Source organism: Aureibaculum luteum, from assembly GCF_003449015.1.
Lineage (GTDB): Bacteria > Bacteroidota > Bacteroidia > Flavobacteriales > Flavobacteriaceae > Aureibaculum > Aureibaculum luteum.
In genome coordinates this window covers 163805-186653 of record NZ_QRGD01000008.1, presented here as the reverse complement: position 1 = coordinate 186653, position 22849 = coordinate 163805, and the positions used below count along the sequence as shown (strand labels likewise).

The following is a 22849-nucleotide window of genomic DNA, read 5'->3' as shown; positions in this document are numbered from 1 at the left end:
AAACACTAAACTTTCGGATAAGCATTAAGTTTGACACGAGCCAAAAGTCTTTAATTTAGCACAAATTTGCCTATTTTATATATATTGTTAGGCGTATATTCTTTATTCATTTACAGATATATAAGTTTCTACTTCTGCATTATCTCCATCATAATATTTTTTCCCATGAATAGTGAAATCTGCTTTATAAGCTCGAGTTTGGTTCAAGTCATTATTTCCCCATATTTCCATCCAAGTATTAACAACAGCTTCTGGCATTTTCCCTTTTGAAACAAATTTTTTATATGTTTCTTTTTCTATTAATATTGCTACAAAACCTTTGGGTATGTTTTCTAACGAACTTACGGGCAATCCAATTATTGTTGTGTATGCTCCGTTAAAATCGGTTTCATAATCCGTGTAAACGGCATAAATATTATCATTTATTTTGTTCGGAACTTGTTCTTGGATTTTTTCACCCCAAAACCTCTCCCATATTGCTTCTATGTCTTTGGCCGATTGTCCGTTTTCATTGGTTGTTCTTACGGAAATTCCGATTATTTTATATTCTTTAATTATTTGATTGTTCATAATTCTATTTTCTGTATTTCTTTGTATTGATACGCCTTTACATCAAGTTTATATTTCATTCACAGATACGTTAATCTAACGTAGTACTTTTCTGTCATTTGATCTCGTAATATTTCTTTCCGATACCTTTAAATTTTATACATTTCAGTTTTTACAACTATTACTGTTGTTGTTGGTTCATTTTTTACCTTTATGTAGAATTATCCAAATTAGAATACAAAAAGTTAATGTCAACAACGTGAAGAACTTCTCGAAATTAGTTTTGGCTAAAATATTTCCAACAGTATTCAGTCCAAATAACACAAAGAATATCCATAACGTAATATTGATAATTTTCATTGGTATAAACTCTCTTATATATTTCCCTTTTAGAAGAAGGATGATGCATAAAAAAAGGTTTATTAGTATTGAAATAGTTTCAAAAGCATACATCTGAGTGTCATTTTTAAGCCTCCCTCCCCAAGTTATTTCATATGGAACTATTTTTAGAATAATACTTATATGAAAAAGTATTACTACTACAAGCATCCATAACATTATTTTAATTGCAGTTTTTTGATTCATTCTTTTTTATTTTATTTGAAATGACATAAAATTTCCTTTGTTCTATATTTGGCAATGTATTCGCATACGGTTTGTTTTATGGCTAAGTACTCAAGTTAGTAAATAAAACATAAGCCAAAAAAAGTCCTATCGGACTTTTTTAAGTTGCTGATTATCATAAAAAAAAACTACGCGTGGTTTAAGTTTGGTTTTAATAAAATATAAAATTTAAAAATTCAACAGTTCCCGATTCATTAATTGTAGTTTCTTTTTCTGCAACAACTTTAGAATCAACCTTTATTTCCAGCTTAATGACGTATGGATTAAAAGGAATTCCAACTCCTCCCCCCGAGTTATCTTTGTAATGAATACCTAAACTTGTAGAATAAGGAATGGATTGAGATAAATAACTTTTCGCATTAGGTAAATGTGATTCACTATATGATGCCTCTAATATATTTACTCCATCACCTTCAATAGTGTATTCTATTTCGGACAAACGATTATCATCTGATGATGTTATAGAAAAAGTAATATCCTTATTTTGAGGATAATTATCTCTTGGGTCATCATCCGAAGAACAAGAAATTGTTAAACATACTAATGTGATAATTGCTAATAATCGTTTTTTAATCATAACTGTTTATTTATTTTTATTTTTTTATCAAGAATTTATTCTTCTTGTGCAACCATAGGCCCTAATTTTTTACCGCCTAACAAATGCATGTGCAAATGAAAGACAGACTGTCCTGCATCTTCATTTATATTTATGGAAAGCCTATAACCAGTTTCAGAAACACCTTGTTCTTTGGCTAGTTTTTTAGCCACTAAAAATAGTTTGCCTAATAGTAGCGTGTCTTCTTCGGATACTTCATTAATTGTGTGAATTTCCTTTTTAGGAACAATTAATAAATGCACTGGTGCTTGAAGTCGAAGAGGAACAAAGGCAATAATATCATCATCTTCATACACAATGGTAGCCTTAATATCTCCATTAATTATTTTTGTAAATACAGAACTCTTTTTAGTTTTTTTCGTTTTCTTTTTTTGATATTCTAAACTCTGACTTGAACAAATTGAAGTGGTTAATAATAAGAGCGTGAAGAAAAAAGTTGAATTTTTCATTATGTTTTTTTTCATTGCTTAGTTTAATTTTTGTTCATTATTCCACCAATTCCATTAGCATCTTTCTACCTCCAAAGTCAATTTCTTGTTTCAGTATTTTTCTTGTTGATGTGTCTATATAATAGGTGCTTACAGCAGTATTATTTGAAATATCATCTGTAGTTTCTACTTTCCAAACAGATCTCTCCTTCCCATTAAAATTAATAGTTATTTCTTCTGCATTTTTAATGGTTGCAGTAATTACTCCTATTTCGGCTGTAGGATTATAGTCAAAAATTGAAATGGTCTTTGAGTATCCATTCATTAATGGAAGAAATCTTATTAATTGAGGATAAAAATTACTATCAAAAAAAGAGGTCTCCACTTCTTCAGAAATTTCGGTTTTGGTTTCTGTTTTTTTATCCAAGTAATAGCCAGTAATTTTTTCTCCGAATTCTAATACCATATCTCTTTGCTGATTGTATGAGGAGTGATATTTAGGCTCAAAGTTGAGTGTTCCTACAATCGTACTGTCAATCCATTTTGTAGGTGACTGTGCCATATCAACTGTTGTTATAATATATATATTCTTTTTTTTCTTCTGGATTTCTGTATGTACTTTTCCAATTTGTACTTTAAGTGTATCTTGAAACATAAACCAATCCATCTGTGATGTTTCGGACTTAATTAGTTTATTGATAGCTGGATTATTTATTGGACTTAATAATGTTTCCTGGCTAAATACATTAACAGAGACACTCAAAGTAAATAGTAGAATGTAAAACGTTTTTTTCATTTGTCTAATTTTTTGTGGGAATTTTGATTATTTAATTTTTAAATAAAATGCACAGCGTAATTACGCTGTAAACTTAGGTGCTATTAATTTATCTCTTATTAACTTAAGTGAATGTAGGTTCCTCAAATGAATAGTAAAATGTAAGGTGATTTTTCATTTTTTGATGTGCAAAGTGTTTTAAACATTTTTTCCTTTTAGATACATGAAATATCAAAATGTTACATTTTTTTAAATCAATTAGTTCCGTCCTATGTCTATCATTTAAATAAATATTTATATCCTTTTACCACTCACAATAGTCTTTGAAAAGAAAAAAGATGAATGGTTTTTTTAAAATTTAAATCCAAAGTAATTTACGTTATTTCTCATAATAGAATTACGTTAGTACTATGCTTTAAAATCTTATTACTCTTTTAAACTTCGGGTTTATTTAAACCTATAGAATGGAGAATAACAAGAACAAAGTTACTTATTAGGCATGTTAGAAATTTGTAAAAATCGGACGTTTTCGTTGAACTAGAGGTTTTTCAGAAACAATCGGTATTAATTATTTATATCCGCATATTTCTAGTCGTTTTCCCGAACTTAAGTTTGTCCAATTTTCACTGTCAAAATTGTGCCCTTTAGGGCTTGATGAACGATTATTTTAAGTAATTTAAATTTTAGATATTTTTTCATGCTTCTTTTAATTATTTACGATTTCCTTTTAATTTATTAATTTGAATTGAAAAATAAGCTAGCTAGTTTATGAGGTAGACTAAAGAATAGGTTTTTTGTTTCTTTTGATGATGCATTTCTGTTCATTGTTACAGCCACTGTTAAATTATATTCTGGCACCAAAATCAACATTGCTGTTGAACCCATTGCTACTCCTCCGTGATGAATAATGTTCACATCGTGTCCATCTTTATGGATGTTTTTTTTCATATCGTTTCTCCAGCCCATACCATAATTATCACCATTTATTTGACCAGAACGAAGTCTTACTGGCTCAAACAATTTTACGGTAGTTAATGAGTCTAGTACTCTATAATTAAGAACAGCATTCCCCAATTTTACTAAATCGTTTGTCGTTGAAAGAAATCCACCTCCGGCCCATTTTACACTATTGTTAACCTCGTAAGATTCTTTAATTTCTCCATTTTCTATCTCGTAAAACTTTGCTACATCCTTCCTGTTATTATTCTTTCTGTCAGCTTTGGTCTGAGTCATTTGTAAAGGTTGAAATACGTTCTCTTGCATAAAGGGTAAAAACTTTTTTTCTGAAGCCGTTTCCATCATTGCACTCAACAATGTATAGTTGTATGAGCTGTAGCTAAAGCTTGAACTGGGTTCAAAAAGCAAATCGTCATTGTTAAAAACGGCCACACTTTCCTCAATTGAAGTATATTCATGATTATCGTAATATTCCCAAATAGGAAAACAATAGCAAGTTCCATAATTTCTGATTCCTGATGTATGTGAAGCTATTTGCTGTAATGTTAATTTAGATAATTTATTACTTGCATATGGTACGTAGTCTCCAACTAAAGACTGAGTCTCAAGTTTTTTATTCTGAATTAAAATGCCTAAACCAACAGATGTTAAAGCCTTTGATGTACTGCCAATTCTGAATATAGTAAGTGAATCTGCAATAATTTTATTTTGAACATCGGCATATCCAATGGTATTAGACCAGATATTAGTATTATTTAATCCAATGGAAGCTGATAAAGCAGGTGTTTTAAGTTTATTGAATTCTGATAATAATAAACTGTCAGCTTGTTTTTTAATTTGATTACTGTGATTTATATTTAGTTGTAAGTGCTTAAAACCCTCTAGCTTTTCTTTTCCAAAATTATGAATGATAATAGGTTTAAATAAGTGGTAGCATAATACGAGTATTATAACTACGGGAACTGAAATTTTTATTATTTTTTTCATGATACATTTATTTTATTCTATGTCATTCTTACAAACATAAATCTGAATCTATTGTGTGGGGAAGGTTTCAATTTAAATTCAAGTCAAAAGTATCAGATAGATATATACTGTTTTTATAAAGTAGACGAACTTAAGATATCAAATGACGGACATAATATTACTTATAAAAATAAAATCAATCAGAAGTGAATCCTATTCTGTATGTTGCTATCGTGTGTTGGTCTATTTAAAGAGTTTCCCTGATTTTATTCTATATCTTTGTGTTCTATGAAAAGTAATAAATCAATTATTGATGAAATCATTCGGAATAGAACAATTAATCATTTATTATTTTGGGTTTCACTTTTATTTATTTTCATTACAATAGCAAAAAGTTCTGGACCAGGCTCACTTAATACATACGCGATTATTTATCTTTCAATGCTGCCAGCTCAAATAATGGCAGCTTATATTTTAAATTATTATCAAATACCGAAATTGCTTCTAAAGAAGAGATATTTGTTATTTTTCTTATCTTTAATTTTTTGTGTATTTATCTTTTCTGCTTTAGGAAGAATGGGTATTGTCTATGTGGCAGAGCCATTTGTTAGAGAGGATTTCGTACAGGAATCTCTAAGAGAGATTTTATCAGATACTAAATATTTATTTTCTATCTATTTTCCTTCAGTTTATATTTATGCATTTATCATGTTTATAGTTAAAATGATAAAAAATAGATTTGAGGTAAAACATCAAATAGAGATTTTGAAAAAAGAAAAAGCAACAAATGAACTTAAATTTTTGAAAGCACAGATTCAACCCCATTTCTTATTTAACACACTCAATAATCTATACGCTTTAACCCTAATCAAATCCGATTTGGCACCAGAAATTGTGTTAAAATTATCCGCTTTATTGGACTTCATTTTGTATCAAAGTGATGAGCCTACTATATCAATTAATCGTGAAATAAAATTGATACAAGGATTTATCGATTTAGAATCATTGCGTTATGGTGATAAACTAGATTTAGTTTTTGAGCATCATGTGGATAATTCGAATACAAAAATTGCACCCTTGGTGTTATTGCCAATTATTGAAAATGCATTTAAACATGGATCAAGTGGAAATCCTGATTCTGCGAAAATATATATAAAATTATCTGTTGTAAGTAATGCACTCAATTTTGAAGTCTATAATAGTAAACCAAAGATTCACGCACATGCTATTGACCCTAATAAATCCGGTATTGGAACTGTTAATCTTAAAAGACAATTAGAACTAAATTATCCAGAGAAGAATCAATTAGAAGTAAAAGATTCTTTGGATAGTTATCTAGTGAAATTATATTTGGATTTAAAATAAAAATATGGAAATAAGATGTTTAGTTATAGATGATGAACCTTTAGCTCTCCAGGTGATACAAAAACATTTGGATAAAATTCCTGGTGTTGAAATTGTAGCGACTTTTCAAAATCCAGTAGCAGCTTTTGACATGATAAAATCGACTAAAATAGATCTTATTTTTTTAGATATAGAAATGCCTTTGTTATCTGGAATAGACTTTTTAAAAACTTTGCAGAATCCGCCAAAAGTTATTTTTACGACGGCGTACAGGAATTATGCTACTGAGAGTTATGAGTTGGATGTTGTTGATTATTTGTTAAAACCTATATCGTTTCCTCGTTTTTTAAAAGCTCTAAATAAATATAAGAATCTTGTAAATATGACAGTTTCGGAATCTATAATAAAAGAAGTTGAAGTTCATGATTATTTGTATGTGAATTCTAATAAAAAATTTATTAAGCTAAACTTCGAAGAAATACTTTATGTAGAAAGTTTAAAAGATTACGTTAAAGTATATTTAAATGATTCAAGTGTTATTACTAAGGATTCAATTAGTAATTTTAAACATAAATTACCTAAAGAATTTTTAAGAATTCATCGCTCATTTATTGTGAATACAAATAAAGTTACAGCGTTTACTAAAGTAGATGTTGAAATCGGTGAAAGAGAAATACCTATTGGTGCAAGTTATAAGGATGATGTTATTGAGTTCTTGAAAGATTTCTAGTGTTTTGGTTTTGGACTATTAAATTTTGCTAATAATGGTCTTTTTCCAACCTATTAGAACATTGGCAATATGGTTTTTTGGCTTAGAACAGCCCTATAGTCGTCAGGCTTGATAAGTTAGAGGCATCACGTATGTACTGTGAGAGGTTTAGGGGTGAAATCCCCCTTTACCTACTCGCCTGTCTACTTCTTCATTTTTTCATAAAACTTTCTCCATTCCGAAGTGTCGTATATCAACTTTGATTCTTTTATGAAACCATCTTCAACCCTAAACCATTCCGTCGCTGTGTTTGATTCTAGACCTTCAATAGATGATTTAAAATCATAGAAAACGGCTATCCAATTTCCATTTTCAGCAATATTAATAATCTCTATCCCTGTAATAACGGCTCCAATTTGTTTTGCTAATTCAATAAATTCAGTTTTAGAATTTAGTTCTACCATAGGATTTTTAAATTTATAATCATCTGTTAGTAAATCCAAAGATTCTTGAATCTGTGCAGGATTATTAAATCCGTTTAAAAATTTTTTTACAATTTCTTGATTTGTCATAGTGTTACTTTGATTTTGTTGTGCATAGCCATTAATTGAACATATTGTAATTCCGATTATAAATGCATATTTCATTAATCTCATAATTATCTTTTTAATTTAGAATGAGACAAATTTCTGAAATCTATAGGATTCTAATCTTGGTAAAAACCAAGATTATTAAACTTTAACTGTATTGATTAATTTGCTGAAGTTAGTAGCGTCAATTCGTAAATAAGAAGCAATATCTTTTTGAGAAACCATATTTAACAAGTGTGGGCTTCTCTGGATAAAATATTTAAAACGAGTTTCTGTATTGAAAGCCATCAGTTGATGATGCCTCTCTATAATACCTAATAAAAATTGTTCTGTTATTTTTCTAAATAGCGTTTCAAGTTCTCTATTTTCTTTTATTAATTGTATATGTTTTTCATATGATAAACGTAATAATTTACTGTCGGTAATTGTTTCAAGGTAATATTTTGAAGGTGTTTGCGTAAGGAAAGATTCCATAACACCGCTAAATGAAGGATTATAAGCAAAGAACATTATATGTTGTTTTCCATCATTTAAATAATATGATTTTTGAATACCTTCTTTCACAAAATATATATAGCGTTCAGTTTTCCCTGATTCAGTAATAATTGTTTTTTTTGGTATCTTGTATTCGGACCAATATGAAATATACTCATCTAGAAGATCATTATTTACTTTATAAATATTTGATAGAAATTTTCTCAATCGTATTTTTTTCAATTATAGCCATCGTGTTTATATGGCCCGTTATATTAGTAAGAACTAAGTTAATAAAAGAAAACGAACCTAAGGAAAATCCGTGGAATTTTCCGAAGACGCCTAGAACCAGTATTTAAATACACACTTTGTTATCAAACGTATTTTAGATTAGTAGCAAAATTCTGTGTGCTAAATTTATTGTTACTTGTTAAAAATTAACTGGTCTTAATTTATCAATAATTTCTGTGCTTACCCAATAGAAATTTGATAATTCACCCGCTTCGTTAGATCTACTAAAAAATAAATATTCACCATCTGGCGTGATACTTGGACACCTTTCGTTAAAATTAGAATTTACTTCATTTCCAAAGCTGATTGGATTTGTCCATGTCCCGTCTTTTTCTTTAAAGCAGACATAAATATCTGCATCATTTCTTTTTTCATTCTCGTTGTTTTGATTCTGTACCAGCAAATACTCTTGAGATGGAGAAATAAACCCGTGATGACCAAATTCAATTTTAATTTCCTTTACATCGGGATATTCCCCGTTTATGCTGGGTGCATGATTCATTTTTATATTTGACACATTGGTATAAAAAAGATCTCCATTTTTAGCTTGATTCAAATAAAACACTTGATCATCATTTATAGGTGAATCAAGCAGAATTGCATCACTCCAGGAATCCATCAAACGGTTTACATACCAAATTTTAGTATCTGTATTATCTGAGGTATCGGCCGTAAAATAAATCTTGTCATCGCTAAAACTGACAAATGGATACACTTCGGCTTCTTTTTTCCCTTTTGTAAAATTTGCTTTTCTAGGATTTGTCCATTTTTTGTCTTCGAGTTTTGAGAAATAGATAGATGATGATTCTTCATCTTTTATATGTGCTGAAAAATATACTTCGTCTAAATCAGGAGAAACTGAAATACTATGTGCATTCCTTCCATTGATGGAGACAATTCCAGGAGCGAAAACTTCTGGAATTAAACCTGGTGGTTTTTGTCCAAAATAGATTTCTTTTGTAATTGGTGATTCATTGTCTTTTGCTTTCTGATTTTTTTGTATTGCAAGCGCTTAAAACCATTGCAAAAACAAGTACAAAAATACTAAGTTGTAGTTTCTCATTGCTTAAAATTTTAAAATGTTTTGGTATATACATTAACATGAATACGCAATGTAAACGTTAGTATGTAAGGAGTTTTTTTATTCGACTATTTTTATAGCTATTTAATTTTTAGTAAAATGCACTTCGTATATGAATTTCAAACCTAGCTACATTTAATGTATTTCTTATTAACTTAAGTGAATGTATTTGTGTTGTTTTTGGTAGGTGAGATTGTCTAAAACAAACCTTTCGATCGAAAGGCAGTTCAAAAAAATATTTTATCCGTTATGTTTAGTCTTTTTTAGTTTTTGTTAACACAAGTGATAGAATTAAAAATAAGAAAGCTATTCCAAAGCCTAAAACTCCAATATTAATTCCTAATATAGTCTTTTCACTTCCATCTAAATATTTCATAGAACCACCATAACCATCTTTTAATAGGAATGCTAATAAAAACCCTCCGGTAACTATAAGGCTTAATAAAGCACTTAATTTAACCTCTTTCTTATACCAAACTAACCACAAGCATAAGGCTCCAATACTTGAGTTTGTAATCAATTGCCAGACTTCATGGATTCGAACATGAGGTGTCCAATCTGGATTCCAAATATGCGTATCACTGATGTCCAGAAAAGGGACTACAATTGCATATAGAAATACACTAAATAGTATTGCTGTTTTTTTTATCATTATTATTTGTTTTTTAGATTAAACACTACTGATGTTATATGGCGTAATTTATTTCAAGCTTTCTTAAGTTTGAGAAAACCTTTTTTATCAATAAAGTTGCTATTAAGAATTTTCATGAATTTCGTTTCTGAATTCTTGATAAAAAGACAAAACGCCAGTTGGGTCTTCAATTTGTGGCCAATGTCCAATATTTTGTGTAAGTAACTTTACATTAGGGTTTGGAATTAGTTCTTTATATCGATTGGCCATATGAATACCAGAATTAGGATCAAATGGTCCATTGATAAAGCACATGGGAATTTTTGTATTTTGCATTGCACTTATCCATTTTTCTTGATGGTTTAATTTTTCAAAAACTAACCTCCCAATCAAATATGCGATAGACTTGCCTTCATTATAATTTAAAATATCCCAGAATTGATTAATGAGTTGGTCGGTAGGTTGGGTGTTTGGACCAAAAATTGGTCGTATCGATTTTTCTAATTTCTCTTTAGATAGCAATTTGCTCAATAATTTCCCAATAGGCTTGGGAGATTGTGAAAGCAATCGTTGTATCATCCTAGGTTTGTAACTATCCATAAACAAACCTCCGTTCATAAATACTAATGATTGTATTTTAAAGCAGTTCTTTGAATCTATATCCCTAGCTAATAATTCTTGTGCAATACTGACTCCTAAATCATGTGACAGAACATGAGTTTGCTTAATGCCCCAAAATCCGATTAAAGAATTGACTATTTCACAATGTTCATGAAAGCTGTAGTCATGATCTTTAGGTTTATCTGAAAATCCCATACCCAAATAATCAAAAGTAAAAACGGTGTATTTTTTTACTAGATCATCCCAAACAGATTTCCATTCAAAGGTGTTGAAAGGATACCCATGTAGAATTAAAAGGTTTGGGCCACTACCTTCTTTTATATAAAATACTTGATGACCGTTTACATTTACTATTCGACCTTTGTTCTTCCACGCAACCACTTCTTTGTCCATTCCCAGTTTATTATGGTTTGTAATACGACAAAGTTACTTCTTAGGAATGATAGAAATTTGTAAAAATCGGTCGTTTTCGTTGGTAGATAGGTTTTTTGGAGTGTGGTTGGTATACTTTTTTATTTCTTTATTAAAATGGGACCTATCATAATAGTTTTGGTTTGATAATAAATCTCCTTTTTTAATGTCTTTGTATGCCGCTGAACATCGTAATATATTACAATAGCTTTTTAGTGAGAGACCGAACATTTGAGTAAAATATCTGTTTATTTGCCTGCTAGACCAAAATACTTTATCAGCATAATAACTCACGCTGTGATTGCCCTTAGTATGACTTAATAATCTGAAAAGATTAAGTTTTCGATTGTCTTGATTATCTTGTTTATTGACTTCCTGACTTATTATTGAACTTATTTTATCAATCGTATCTACGTTTTCGAAAAAGTCTAATTCATTTAGATTCCAAAAATCATTGGGCAATTTTTTTTCGGAGTTTAACAATGGAGCAATACTTTCACCGAATATATATTCAGCAGCTTGTAACTTGAATTGAATTCCGAAAAGTTGATGATTTGTTGGGATAACAACATCAATCTCTTTTGTATAGGTTCCAGTTAAAACGGTGCTTTGGTATTTGTAATTATCAAAACGAACGATAGTATCAAAAAAACCGTCAGGCAAAATTGTGTAATCAATGTTTTTTAATGAATCGTTATCTAGCCACCAAAAACATCTAATGTACGGTTTCAAATTCTCATTGACCGCTTGCTGGTGGTATGTCATATTCTATAGTTTATAGTTTATTTCAATTTATGCAATATAATCTTTATTGACCTCTTCCAATATTTTGGTGCCAGTCAATAATTATTGAATACCAAATGCTGTAAATATAGTTTCATAAAATAAGTTAAAATTACGACTAAAAAGAACTACAAATAGAACTGGTACTATAGATCTCCAAGGCCGTTCATTCTAGTTTATATAAACAGCCATTTTACGGAACAAGTTGATGATATATATTATACTAATTATGCACCAGTGCATTACGCATAACCTTCTTAAAATCCCTTAAAAATTTAAGCGTTGTATTATTTACGTATAATTTTTCGTATTTTAGAAGAAATGCAAAGTCTTTGATTGCCTTATAATTTACACCCTTAAGAAATATCTAAAAATAACCAATCCCATTAGAATTGGGAATAATTTCAAGTGTCAAACAGAGAACTAATTGTTTATCATTTTGGATTGCCAAGAAATTGGAATTAGAATTAGAATTAGAAATTTAATCTTTTAAGATTAGATAATCTTAATACATTTCTATCTAACAATTTTACAACAAGAAGTCATGATTAAAAACAAGACTTTTAATTAATATTTTTAGCACTTGACTCAAATCAAAATTTAGTTAATAAAAAACAATGCATAATAAAAGAAATCAAAAAGGTATATCTTTTTTACACCTCAACCCCAAATACACCAGTATTTACAGGGCTTTCAAGGTATTGTGTCGGGGAAGTAGTCAATAATTTTATTTTTACGAATACTGTATAAATTTACACAAAAAATTAGTTGACGTTCGATTTCTCAATCAAAATATCTTAGCATATCTCACCTCCATTGTCTCTTTGTAAAGCGTTTTCATATTTTCAGATAGAAAAGAATTTTTAATCCATTTTAAACCTTCTGATTTTAATTTATAAAATCTTCCAAATACACCTTCTATCTGTTTTGAAGTGAGATTTAAATTATCCCCCAAAGCCTTAAAATCTATTTTTTCCAATTTATTCTTCCTACCATTCAGCGTTAAAGCCATTTCTTCTTTATCCTCAGGATTTACAATAGTTGCATTCAACAAATCATAAGCTGGAGCCAATGACCATCCAATATCAGTTTCTATCATCGAGAAATTCTTCAAATGCATATCATTATTACCAGTAAGAAAACTGAATAATGTCAGCTCAAAAAAGAACAATTTATCTAATAAGGTATTACTAGAATAATTGCCAAGTGCCTTACCTATTTTTTCTGAAGAACTTTTGTATTTATCAAAGGCTTCTGTTATTTGAAACATGTCCAGCATGTGTTTCTTTTCTCCACCTTCTCTTCTGTCAATCCGTTTGGTTATATAGGATAATTCGCCCGATTGTAAACGGATTAAAGAAGATGGTACTGTTTGTATTCCGAAGGATTCCGCTATACGCATGGTGAGATGTTCATTGGCGGGCATTTCTGAATAATCATTTGATGGTGGTTTAAAAATATAATTACCACCTAAAGCCCCAACTATGGTTAATCTACTATGAGCAAGCTCATTGGTTTCATCTATTAAAGACATAGATAATTTGGGCTGAACCCCTGGAACTGTGATACTCCTTTCAACTACATTTTTAGCCAACTCTGCCATTTGATCAAAATTGTAAGGTAGTGCAGGAGCTTCTTTTTGACCAAAAAAAGTTAAGCTACATTTTTCATGAAAATCTACTTCATTTTTTAATCGTTTGTAACAATATAAACACTTATTCCTCATCTTTTTCTATTATGGGTACGACACTTACTGCTCCTATACAATTTTGACAACAGGCCAAAAGTAAGCCCATTCTGTCATTCTTATTTATTTTCCAGTTTTTGGAGGCTATATCTAATAACCATCCTTCGGGAATTAGCCCTTCAAAAAAAGAGAAAAGTCGGTTACTTACATGGGGTTCTTTTGTTACAGGCATAGTAAACGTAATGAATTGTTCTGGATGATTTATTACGTAATCATCGGTATACTGAAATATACACTCGCCTTCATCTGTTTCTGTTAAAACACCTGCCAGAACATCCTTATAAAATATATTGGCTCTTCTCATTACTCTCGATTATCTGATTCGTCTAATTCTCGTCTATCAACAGCTGCTAATTGATGCCCAAACATTCGTAAGACAAGATTAACCTTTTCCATATTTAGATTGGTCTTACCTTGCTCAATTTTTCTTACTACTGTTAAAGCAACACCTGCACGTTCAGCAAATTCTTCTTGTGTAAGGTTTACAGATTTTCTTCGTTCTTTAACAAAACTTGCTAGCTCTTTCATTATATGCTTTTAAATATAAACGAAGTAAATATACAAAAATTATATGTAATTAGATATAATTATAATAATATAATCTAATTTATATGTATTTACATATAAATATGAGATCATTATAAAATTGTTTTAGATTTGCCGTATTGGTACTTATTAACATAATAGTAACCTATAATCTAACAACAGAAAACAAAGGTTTACATCATATTTACACCACAAGCAGCGGTAAACCCAGTGTTCATAAGGGTTGAAATATTTTGTATTGGAAAATAATTATATATAATTAAAAATAATTTTTTAGAAAGTCTTTATAAAATTACTTCATCCAAACATAAATGTTTTACTAGTCCTATTTAGAAAATTTTATAAGATACAATACTTTTCATTTGAAATAATGATAAAAAGCTAACGAAACAGCACCTTATTCAAACATCAAAAGAAAATTAACTTACGAATTTAACACTTCATCTGGTCCTTGATAATTAAAATCATGCAATTCACAATCTATCGTGTTGCTCAATTTTGGGCACTAATCAACTTTTTTTAAGTCTAACAATATATTGCTATACTACTGATAATTAATTATTTGTTAAATATCATTCAAAACATTTTGCAATGTTAAAATGTGTCATTATTATAACTAATATTGCAGATTATTAATACCTATAAAATGAAAAGAAATTTTTTAATATATTTAGTTGTTTTTACTTTTGGTTACGTTACTATTTACGGTCAGCAACTTCCTTTTAAAGTTAAAAATACTCAAATTCCATTACGCCAATTGATTGATTCTACCTTACAATTGAAATTGGAAAAAACTATTAATTCCAATAAACAATGGAAAACTCTTATTGATCAAAACAAAATGGCAGTTGGAGTTGTAGATTTAAGTGATGTCGACCATATAAAATTTGCTAGAATTAACGGTAATAATATGATGTATGCGGCAAGTTTACCAAAAATTGCTGTATTATTGGCAGCCATGGATGCTTTTGATTCAGGGGAATTATTAGAAACTCCTGAGATTAAAAAAGATATGAAATTAATGATAAGTAATTCCAATAATCAGGCTACGACCAGAATGATAGATCGACTTGGGTTTAAAAAAATTGAAGAAGTACTTACAAGTGACCGTTACGATTTATATGACAAAGAATACGGAGGTGGACTTTGGGTAGGAAAGCGTTATGCTTCTGGAAGTGGAAAAACCAATAGAGATCCATTAAAAAACTTAAGTCATGCCGCAAGTGTTACACAAGTCTGTAGATATTATTATTTATTAGCTCAAGGTAAATTAGTTAGTGAAGCAAGATCAAAACAAATGCTTGATATTATGGAGGAGCCAGCATTACATCATAAATTTGTCAATACATTAGATAAAATTGCTCCGAATGCTCGTTTATTTCGTAAATCTGGTTCATGGAGAACCTATCACTCAGATTCTATTTTGGTTTGGGGCCAACCGAGTAGACGCTATATTTTGGTTGCCTTGATTGATGATGCTAATGGTGAACAAATCATTAGAAAACTGGTTGAACCTATAGAAGAAGTATTAAATATTCAGTAAAATCCAAATAGAGTTGAATTAAGTTTAATGAGTAAATCTCTAAAATTATACATAACAAGGGTTTTTGATATTAAAGAAAGTGAGTTGCATAAGACCTTATTATTGCAACTTAATATATTCTTAATTATTACGGCATTACTTATTGTCAAACCAACAATTAATTCAATTTTTCTCTCAGAACTAACGAGTAGTGCTCTTCCATTGGGATATGTTCTAACTGCAATTGTTGCCATGATTGGCTCCTTTTTTTACAATAAGGCTTTAGAAAAATATGCCCTCAATACGATTATTCAAAGTACAATAATAGGTTCAGTTATTTCACTCATTATTTTTGGTGTTATCTTTAATTTTAAGACTAATCATGGTATTTTATTATACATACCTTATGTATGGGTAGCCATTTTCGGGCTCTTAACAGCCTCTCAGTTTTGGATTCTAGCCAATTTAGTATATAATGTGAGAGAGGCAAAACGGGTCTTTGGTTTTATTGGGGCAGGAGCCATAGCCGGTGGTATTTTTGGAGGATATCTTACTTCAGTGTTAACTAATATTATTAACACCGAAAGTTTACTGTTTGTGGCCGCTTTATTGCTCATTTTTTGCATTCCAATAACGAAATATATTTGGAAAAATGAAATTGAAAAACTAAATAATTTTCAAATTTCTATTCGATCAGATTTTAAAGAAAAGTCTCCTTTAAAACTAATTAAACAATCAAAATTATTAAGTCTTATTGCCATTGTAATAGGTATTAGTGTATTTGTAGCAAAATTAGTTGATTATCAATACAGCGATTATGCTTCTAGGTTAATCGAAAATCAAGAAGATTTAACCTCATTTTTTGGCTTTTGGTTTTCTACATTAAGTGTAATATCATTAGTAATTCAGTTATTTGCTACCAAAAGACTGGTAGGTGTTTTTGGAGTTGGTAATTCCTTATTATGGCTGCCTTCTGGCATTTTAGTAGGTTCGTTTATTTTATTGTTCATTCCACAATTATGGGTAATTGTATTAATTAAAGTAATTGAAGGTAGCCTTAAACAATCAGTTAATAAAGCGGCCACAGAGTTACTTTCTATACCCATACCAATTGATATTAAAAAGAAGACTAAAACTTTTACTGATGTAGTAGTCGATAGCATTGCCACAGGATTAGCAGGTTTAACATTAATATTTTTTATAAATGGTCTCAAAATTTCTTCAACTAATGTCAGTTTAATTATAATTACATTAATAATTATTTGGCTTTATTTTATATATAATTTACGAAAAGAATACATCGTTTCATTTAAGAAATTATTTGAAAGTACAGCTGTAAAAAAAGAAAAATCAGCTAAAGAAGAAATAAAAGTAACTTCAATAGTTGATACCGTAATTAGAGTTTTAACTGTAGGCACCGAAGGACAAATTATACATATGCTTCAAAAAACATTAGAGGTCAAGGACGAACGATTTTCACCTTCAATAGAGTCACTTTTAAATAATGAATCGCCAAAAATTAGAGCTTTAGCTATTGAGAATCTGTATTTTTTGAGGAGAAAAAATCTCAGGTCAAAAATTGAATTGATGATTAATGATAAAGACCAACACGTTACAACTTCAGCATTTAGATATTTGCTTAAAAGTAATGATGCTAATATTATAGAATTATTTAATAAATATTTAAATAGTAGTGATAATACAATTTCAAATGCGGCCTTGGTGGGTCTCGCTCAAGAGCTGCGAAATAATAAAACTTTACAGAATAAATTTTCTTTAGAAATTAGACTACAAAAGGCATTAGAACAGTATAGAATATTCACTAATAAAACAGAAAAAACAAATAAATTGTTAGCCATTTTAGAAGCTATTGGCGATGCAAGAATGGCTAATTTCTATTCAATTATTTCCGACTACTTAGTTTCAAAAGATAATGAAATCTTAGAAACGGCAATTATAAGTGCTTCTAAAACGCTAGATGCTCAATTTATTGATCCTATTATATCTCATTTATCGATTAGAGAAACAAGGAAAGTAGCTATTGAAGCTTTATATAATTATGGAGAATCGATTATAGATATACTGTTTGAAAAGATTAAAAGTGAAAAAAATGATTCAGAAAATACAAAATACACCATTCTGGTTATTGAAAAATTTGCATCTCAAAAAGCGATTAATACACTAATTAAACTAACTGAAGATACTGAACATGCTTTAAAAGTGTTGGCAATAGAAGCCGTTAAAAGATTGAAATGGAGATATGGTAACTTACTTATAAAAGATAGATTGGTAATTGATAAAATTCTGGATGAATGTCAATTATATCAAAATACACTATCTGCCGTTTATTCGCAGGTTATAATACAATTTAAAAAGAAAGAGGAAAAACATCAAAATATAGAAGAACAAGAAGCAAGAAAAGGATTAATATCTTTACTAGAGCATCGTCTTGATAGACAATTAGAGCGAATTTTTAAATTCTTAGGTATAACATATCCTCCAAACGATATTGAGCCCTTATTAGATATCATTTTAAACGGAAAGGAAGAACAACGTATTCATGCCATTGAGTTTTTAGATAATATACTTGACATTCAACTAAAAAAAGAACTTATTCCAATTGCTGAATCGGTTCTGGTTGATTCGTTTTCAGAAGATAAAATCAAAAAACTTCATTTAAAAATATATAGCGAAACCGAGTGCTATAAAATTTTACTAAGCAGAAAAGACATAAAACTTAAGTTTGCCGTATTATATCTAATCGAAAAATCTAAAGACCGTAAATTTATACCTTTAATTAAAATGGCAACTATAGATTCAAATGAGAAATTAAATAAAATGGCATCTCAAATGCTAAAAAATTTCAATTAGGATTTTTCTTTAATTGCTTTATCAACACTTCCCGCCAAAAACATATGGTCACTCGCAGAGTTTTTTCTCAATACGTTGGTCATCAGACATACCATATAAGTAGTTCCATCAGGATGTTCAACAATGGCTACTGAATTCATAAAATTTTGAATATTACCTTTATATTTACCACAAGCTTCTCCTTTAGATCTATCGCACTTATAAAGACTCCCCGATTTAAAATACACTGCCGCTTCACGCAATTGCGGTGCTTGTGCATAACGTATTCTCCTGTCGGTCATGTACATCAATCTTTTAATCTCTAAGCTCGATTTTTCGTCAATTACTTTCCCTTGTTCTAATTGTAACATCCATTTCATGAGACCTAAAGGTGAACCTATACTGCCATCTTTGGCACCAACATATTGATTGGCTCCTCTAGTAAAAAAAGTTCCTAATCGCCATTCATCAAAAGTAATTCCTAATTCCCTCAATGGTAAATTTACCACATCATTTCCTAAATTAGTGATATCATTTTTTGGTGTGTTTTTAAAATAATTCGCAGCTTCATCTTCTGTCAAAGCGGGATACTTGTCACCAAAAGCTGCCATTAATAAAACTTCACGCCAAACAACGCTTGCAGCTCCATTATTACTTACTGACAAGGCATGGTCTGCCCATTCAAATAATGTAAACACATCACTAGCAATTACTTGTCTTTTAACTAATTTGTTGGTTTCAATATTAAATATAGGTACTGTATGCTCATCAGTTAATGCCCATTGACCAGCTTTAACGGATTTTGTTTTCAATAAATTAGTTCTTTTTTCATATGAATCTGGATATATTTTGGCTAATTGATAAAACAATCCTGTAATTACTGCAAGTTTACCAACACTGCCCGGTTGATAACCTCTGGTTTCATTTTGTTGAGCGTAACGGATACTCTTAGGGTCAGTGATATCAAGAACAGTGATAGAATAACTCTTATCTAATCTTGGGAAAATAGCGTCAATTTTTTTTTGTAGTAATTTATCTACTACCAATAGACTTTCGGTAGCATCTTTTTTTCTTGAAACTAAATGTAATTTAATATCATTGATTGATTTATAGGCACCTGGCGGTAATCCAGCATCAGGCAAATCGCCAGCTATTGACAATTGCAACCTTTTTAACCTCTTAATTCCTGAATTCTGATAGCCATCAATGGGATAGTTATTAGGTATGGTAAATGCCATAAATCCAAATGCTACGATTAATAATTTAATATTTCTCATCATTTTTTTATAATTGGATTGCTAATGAAATTTCTTTTTTCTTATTTATTTTTGGGGTAATAGAATCTAAATATTCTGAACCTAATGCTCTTTTATTTTCAACAAAAGGACGGATTTGAAATAACCAAAGTTTATCATTTTGAAAACCTAATTCCACATCATAAGCTCCATTATATGACGATTTTGTTTTTTTTGGGATTACTTTTCTAATCGTTGAAGCAAAATCTCTAATTTCATTAATATTCTTTTCATTGAGTATTGACTTTTCAAAAGTAGTCACCTTTTTTCCAGTACCACCTTCTTTTGGTAGTGTGTTTTGATATGCTTCTCTTGCGGGAGAAATCAACCTATAACCTGTTTCGGTTATTACATAGGATTCAGCCGACTGACCGTCTACAGCTCCTCCAGCTCCTCTGCTAAATGCAATTGTTAAATCATCATCAATTCCAGAGGTGATTCCTTTTGTAATCAAAACACCTGAATAATCAACATCTACAGAAGGAATAACCAAAATAGAAGGAAAAACATTTTCAGGGTTCAACAAATATTTTTGTCGCCATTTAAAACTTCTCTCTGTATAAGGCGATGCCCAAACATCTTTTATACCTTGGAAAATGATATTTTTGTCTAAGACATTGAAGATAGTAAGATTTAAACCTGCACCAGTAAAATCCTTAAGATCTTCCATATTAGTGTCGCTTCTTAAAAAAACAGGGACTTCTCCCATAGATTTGCCTAAAATATCTTTAAACCCTTCTTCTATATCCCTCGTAAAAGCAGCACTTAAAGGCATCTTTTTAATAGCTGCACGTAAAATCTCCAATTGTCTTAATTGATAATTTTCAACTTCCTCTTCAGAAATATTCGCATTTCTTTTTTTATCAGCTTCCACAAACATTTCACTCAAGAATTGCCAATACGTTTTACTTTGTTCTGGCATATGCTGATTCATATGTTCTCTAAAAATTCCGAATGGAATGACAAACCCTTCTACAACTTTTTCAGGAAAAAGGGCCTTTAATTGACCTAAATTAGCGGCTTTAGGGCCACAAAGCTTACCTGAATCATTGGCATTAACATTTTTTAAATTGATTATTTTTTTCTGATCTAAACGAATTTCTTTAATAGGAACTTCTATTTTATCTTCACTTCTTTTCTTAACTGAAAATAAGGCTTTCTCTTCTGTAGACATTTCAGCCTCTGTTTTCAAAATCACATTGCCCCTATTAGAAACTGCATAGAAAACTTTTTTGCCACTATAAGCTATCAAATCTTTTAGATTTTGATCTGAAAGAGCTGCATTAGGAATACCCAGATTCCTTGCTAATAATTGTACATGCGATACTAAATTCCCTTCTGAAACTGTGGCAATTCCGGCTACTGGCTTTAAATCAGCAGGAGCACGTTCAAAAATATAGATCTTATCTCCAGAAACTTTAATATCATCTGGCGAACCGTTAACAACCACCAATTCTCCAAAAGCATAACCGGGATTTAAACCTCTGAATGTACTTTGGTTTTCCAAGTTTAAGATTTTATTTGTTAATGAAGATTCTTTTGCTAAAAATTCACCTAGTTCACCAACCGTCTTACCTAATTGTAATGCGATGGACGCTCTTATCCTATCATCAATAAAACTATAAGCTAAAGGTTCAAATGCATTATATATATTAACTTCTTCTTGATAAATTGCTTTTACACTTGCCGCACTCCATTCTACCAAACTGCGAGCTGTTTCTAATTTTTCGGTAAGTTGCTCTAAAGTTAAGGTCTTGGTTTCACTTACTTTTAAGATAGATTCAACTTTATTCCATTCCCATAGTTCTATAGCTCCTGTGCCAGTTGCAGCTTTTCCCAGCGTATAAATTTTTTCCAATTGTGCTCCTAAATTTTTAGGTTTCCAAAGAGCCGATTGCTTAAATATTAGCGATTCTAGTTGAGCAGCTATATCTAATATGGTTAATTTATCAAGACTATTTTTTTCAAAAATGATATCTTTTCGTATCTGTAATAAAAGTTCTGCACTAGCTTTTGCTAATTCATCAGGTTGATTATTATTTGAATATTTTGTACTAAAATTCTTTAACACTTTTACTAAAGTACTGCTAGAAGTGATTTTCTTAGATATTTGATTTATGTTTTTTAATTCTTGTAACTCATAAAAATGACTCATCGTTATCACTAACTCATCAATTTTTTTGCTAATACTAATAGAAAAATTTTTAGAATTACTTTTTTTAAATTCATTTACTTTATCAATATCTCCAATTTCAGGGTTATTATGAATCTTCACGCGTAAATCCATAAATCGAGTATATTGATCAGAGATAACTTTAGATTGAGAACGCATTAATTGAGCGAGATTGTCGTCAGAATTATGAGGAATATCTTTTAGTGATTGCATCACAAAAAAATAATCCTTTTCTATGACTTCTTTTTTGGCGAGTAGCCATTTATAGAACTCTATTCCCCATGCGGCTTCATCTTCAATTTGAAGTGCCCCTCTATAAAACTGACCTTTTCGATTGATCCAACCATTATCAATTCGAGCTAAATACTTACCAATTTGATACTGCTTTAGTCTAGAATGATTGTGACTATTATCCCAAAATTCAACAATATCAGTATATGCCAGTATTTGTCCTATATAAATATGATTACTTTTAGCTAAAGCAACAACTTTATCTTTATAAGTGGCATGTTGTATACCTCCAATCTTTTCAGGGCACGGATCTTTTGGGTCTCTTGTACTACCATCATTACAGAACCAACGAATGCTTTTATATGGTCCTCTTATGTCGCTCTTGTAAAAGTTAATTTGATCGCTAATTTCTTTGTTGGTAAGTACTTTCTGACTTAGAACTTCCTCCGAAGTTAAAATAGATACTGCAATAAATAAAATAAATAATAACCGTTTATTCATTATGTAAATAATTTAGATATAATTTGTTTAGAATGAAGCAAATATAGTTCAAATGTTGTTCCAAAATATATCTAAATAAATATTTAATAGAAGATTAAAAATAGGGCTGTAGTTGGATAAGTTGTGTCAACTTT

Annotated in this window: 21 protein-coding genes; 4 read left to right on the top strand and 17 right to left on the bottom strand. The window is 30.0% G+C overall.

The window, feature by feature from the left end; all coding sequences use genetic code 11:
* Window positions 1-102: 102 nt before the first annotated feature.
* From D3P13_RS17340 to D3P13_RS17315, 6 genes are all read right to left on the bottom strand, one after another.
* A complete protein-coding gene (locus D3P13_RS17340; RefSeq protein ID WP_117884143.1) occupies window positions 103-570 on the bottom strand; it encodes a GyrI-like domain-containing protein in 468 nt (155 codons plus the stop codon).
* 177 nt (window positions 571-747) lie between these two features.
* Complete coding sequence (locus tag D3P13_RS17335) at window positions 748-1134, bottom strand: hypothetical protein (protein WP_117884142.1); 387 nt, start codon at window positions 1132-1134, stop codon at window positions 748-750.
* Window positions 1135-1324: 190 nt separating this feature from the next.
* Window positions 1325-1750 carry a hypothetical protein gene (locus tag D3P13_RS17330; RefSeq protein WP_117884141.1) on the bottom strand — a complete coding sequence of 142 codons (426 nt, stop codon included), beginning with the start codon at window positions 1748-1750 and terminating at the stop codon, window positions 1325-1327.
* Window positions 1751-1785: 35 nt separating this feature from the next.
* A complete protein-coding gene (locus D3P13_RS17325) occupies window positions 1786-2253 on the bottom strand; it encodes a histidine triad nucleotide-binding protein (protein ID WP_198680059.1) in 468 nt (155 codons plus the stop codon).
* A gap of 22 nt (window positions 2254-2275) precedes the next feature.
* A complete protein-coding gene (locus D3P13_RS17320; protein WP_117884139.1) occupies window positions 2276-3013 on the bottom strand; it encodes a DUF3108 domain-containing protein in 738 nt (245 codons plus the stop codon).
* Between the two features lie 714 nt (window positions 3014-3727).
* Window positions 3728-4936 carry a serine hydrolase domain-containing protein gene (locus tag D3P13_RS17315; protein WP_117884138.1) on the bottom strand — a complete coding sequence of 403 codons (1209 nt, stop codon included), beginning with the start codon at window positions 4934-4936 and terminating at the stop codon, window positions 3728-3730.
* A gap of 267 nt (window positions 4937-5203) precedes the next feature.
* Between D3P13_RS17315 and D3P13_RS17310 the strand changes: the two genes are divergently transcribed.
* On the top strand, window positions 5204-6280 hold the full coding sequence (locus tag D3P13_RS17310) for a sensor histidine kinase (RefSeq protein ID WP_117884137.1): 1077 nt from the start codon (window positions 5204-5206) through the stop codon (window positions 6278-6280).
* Between the two features lie 4 nt (window positions 6281-6284).
* Window positions 6285-6989, top strand: coding sequence for a LytR/AlgR family response regulator transcription factor (locus D3P13_RS17305; RefSeq protein ID WP_117884136.1), 705 nt, complete (start codon window positions 6285-6287; stop codon window positions 6987-6989).
* A gap of 182 nt (window positions 6990-7171) precedes the next feature.
* Here D3P13_RS17305 and D3P13_RS17300 read toward each other — a convergent pair whose 3' ends face one another.
* The 9 genes from D3P13_RS17300 to D3P13_RS17260 form a co-directional block, all read right to left on the bottom strand.
* Complete coding sequence (locus D3P13_RS17300; RefSeq protein ID WP_117884135.1) at window positions 7172-7624, bottom strand: nuclear transport factor 2 family protein; 453 nt, start codon at window positions 7622-7624, stop codon at window positions 7172-7174.
* Between the two features lie 75 nt (window positions 7625-7699).
* On the bottom strand, window positions 7700-8260 hold the full coding sequence (locus D3P13_RS17295; RefSeq protein ID WP_117884134.1) for a Crp/Fnr family transcriptional regulator: 561 nt from the start codon (window positions 8258-8260) through the stop codon (window positions 7700-7702).
* A gap of 202 nt (window positions 8261-8462) precedes the next feature.
* A complete protein-coding gene (locus D3P13_RS17290) occupies window positions 8463-9038 on the bottom strand; it encodes a PD40 domain-containing protein (protein WP_198680058.1) in 576 nt (191 codons plus the stop codon).
* A 619-nt stretch (window positions 9039-9657) separates the two neighbouring features.
* On the bottom strand, window positions 9658-10056 hold the full coding sequence (locus D3P13_RS17285; RefSeq protein ID WP_117884132.1) for a hypothetical protein: 399 nt from the start codon (window positions 10054-10056) through the stop codon (window positions 9658-9660).
* A gap of 102 nt (window positions 10057-10158) precedes the next feature.
* On the bottom strand, window positions 10159-11049 hold the full coding sequence (locus D3P13_RS17280) for an alpha/beta fold hydrolase (RefSeq protein ID WP_117884131.1): 891 nt from the start codon (window positions 11047-11049) through the stop codon (window positions 10159-10161).
* 33 nt (window positions 11050-11082) lie between these two features.
* On the bottom strand, window positions 11083-11832 hold the full coding sequence (locus tag D3P13_RS17275; protein ID WP_117884130.1) for a helix-turn-helix domain-containing protein: 750 nt from the start codon (window positions 11830-11832) through the stop codon (window positions 11083-11085).
* 805 nt (window positions 11833-12637) lie between these two features.
* Entirely contained in the window at window positions 12638-13576 is a 939-nt protein-coding gene (locus tag D3P13_RS17270) for a HipA domain-containing protein (RefSeq protein ID WP_117884129.1), read from the bottom strand.
* Entirely contained in the window at window positions 13566-13901 is a 336-nt protein-coding gene (locus tag D3P13_RS17265) for a HipA N-terminal domain-containing protein (RefSeq protein WP_117884128.1), read from the bottom strand. Before D3P13_RS17265 ends, D3P13_RS17270 begins: the two co-directional genes overlap by 11 nt.
* The gene (locus D3P13_RS17260) at window positions 13901-14125 is read right to left on the bottom strand and encodes a helix-turn-helix domain-containing protein (protein ID WP_117884127.1); all 225 of its coding nucleotides are present in this window, start codon (window positions 14123-14125) and stop codon (window positions 13901-13903) included. Before D3P13_RS17260 ends, D3P13_RS17265 begins: the two co-directional genes overlap by 1 nt.
* Before the next feature lie 664 nt (window positions 14126-14789).
* Here D3P13_RS17260 and D3P13_RS17255 point away from each other — a divergent pair.
* Entirely contained in the window at window positions 14790-15686 is an 897-nt protein-coding gene (locus tag D3P13_RS17255) for a serine hydrolase (protein ID WP_117884126.1), read from the top strand.
* 27 nt (window positions 15687-15713) lie between these two features.
* Window positions 15714-18536 (top strand): MFS transporter, encoded by a 2823-nt coding sequence (locus D3P13_RS17250; protein WP_117884125.1) that lies wholly within the window; start codon window positions 15714-15716, stop codon window positions 18534-18536.
* On the opposite strand, the gene D3P13_RS17245 is transcribed toward D3P13_RS17250, so the two are convergent.
* Both D3P13_RS17245 and D3P13_RS17240 read right to left on the bottom strand, forming a co-directional pair.
* Window positions 18533-19795 (bottom strand): serine hydrolase, encoded by a 1263-nt coding sequence (locus tag D3P13_RS17245; RefSeq protein ID WP_317124800.1) that lies wholly within the window; start codon window positions 19793-19795, stop codon window positions 18533-18535. The two genes, D3P13_RS17250 and D3P13_RS17245, sit on opposite strands and share 4 nt — an antisense overlap.
* Before the next feature lie 4 nt (window positions 19796-19799).
* Window positions 19800-22715, bottom strand: a complete 2916-nt coding sequence (locus tag D3P13_RS17240) for a PEP/pyruvate-binding domain-containing protein (protein ID WP_117884123.1) — start codon at window positions 22713-22715, stop codon at window positions 19800-19802.
* Window positions 22716-22849: the final 134 nt, after the last annotated feature.

Excerpts from the sequence above, each read along its gene's own strand:
- D3P13_RS17245 (WP_317124800.1), bottom strand. The coding sequence starts at position 19,795 with ATGATGAGAAATATTAAATTATTAATCGTAGCATTTGGATTTATGGCA.
- D3P13_RS17270 (WP_117884129.1), bottom strand. The coding sequence starts at position 13,576 with ATGAGGAATAAGTGTTTATATTGTTACAAACGATTAAAAAATGAAGTA.
- D3P13_RS17275 (WP_117884130.1), bottom strand. The coding sequence starts at position 11,832 with ATGACATACCACCAGCAAGCGGTCAATGAGAATTTGAAACCGTACATT.
- D3P13_RS17280 (WP_117884131.1), bottom strand. The coding sequence starts at position 11,049 with ATGGACAAAGAAGTGGTTGCGTGGAAGAACAAAGGTCGAATAGTAAAT.
- D3P13_RS17330 (WP_117884141.1), bottom strand. The coding sequence starts at position 1,750 with ATGATTAAAAAACGATTATTAGCAATTATCACATTAGTATGTTTAACA.
- D3P13_RS17255 (WP_117884126.1), top strand. The coding sequence starts at position 14,790 with ATGAAAAGAAATTTTTTAATATATTTAGTTGTTTTTACTTTTGGTTAC.
- D3P13_RS17265 (WP_117884128.1), bottom strand. The coding sequence starts at position 13,901 with ATGAGAAGAGCCAATATATTTTATAAGGATGTTCTGGCAGGTGTTTTA.
- D3P13_RS17250 (WP_117884125.1), top strand. The coding sequence starts at position 15,714 with ATGAGTAAATCTCTAAAATTATACATAACAAGGGTTTTTGATATTAAA.
- D3P13_RS17315 (WP_117884138.1), bottom strand. The coding sequence starts at position 4,936 with ATGAAAAAAATAATAAAAATTTCAGTTCCCGTAGTTATAATACTCGTA.
- D3P13_RS17285 (WP_117884132.1), bottom strand. The coding sequence starts at position 10,056 with ATGATAAAAAAAACAGCAATACTATTTAGTGTATTTCTATATGCAATT.
- D3P13_RS17300 (WP_117884135.1), bottom strand. The coding sequence starts at position 7,624 with ATGAGATTAATGAAATATGCATTTATAATCGGAATTACAATATGTTCA.
- D3P13_RS17260 (WP_117884127.1), bottom strand. The coding sequence starts at position 14,125 with ATGAAAGAGCTAGCAAGTTTTGTTAAAGAACGAAGAAAATCTGTAAAC.
- D3P13_RS17340 (WP_117884143.1), bottom strand. The coding sequence starts at position 570 with ATGAACAATCAAATAATTAAAGAATATAAAATAATCGGAATTTCCGTA.
- D3P13_RS17240 (WP_117884123.1), bottom strand. The coding sequence starts at position 22,715 with ATGAATAAACGGTTATTATTTATTTTATTTATTGCAGTATCTATTTTA.
- D3P13_RS17325 (WP_198680059.1), bottom strand. The coding sequence starts at position 2,253 with ATGAAAAAAAACATAATGAAAAATTCAACTTTTTTCTTCACGCTCTTA.
- D3P13_RS17310 (WP_117884137.1), top strand. The coding sequence starts at position 5,204 with ATGAAAAGTAATAAATCAATTATTGATGAAATCATTCGGAATAGAACA.
- D3P13_RS17320 (WP_117884139.1), bottom strand. The coding sequence starts at position 3,013 with ATGAAAAAAACGTTTTACATTCTACTATTTACTTTGAGTGTCTCTGTT.
- D3P13_RS17305 (WP_117884136.1), top strand. The coding sequence starts at position 6,285 with ATGGAAATAAGATGTTTAGTTATAGATGATGAACCTTTAGCTCTCCAG.
- D3P13_RS17335 (WP_117884142.1), bottom strand. The coding sequence starts at position 1,134 with ATGAATCAAAAAACTGCAATTAAAATAATGTTATGGATGCTTGTAGTA.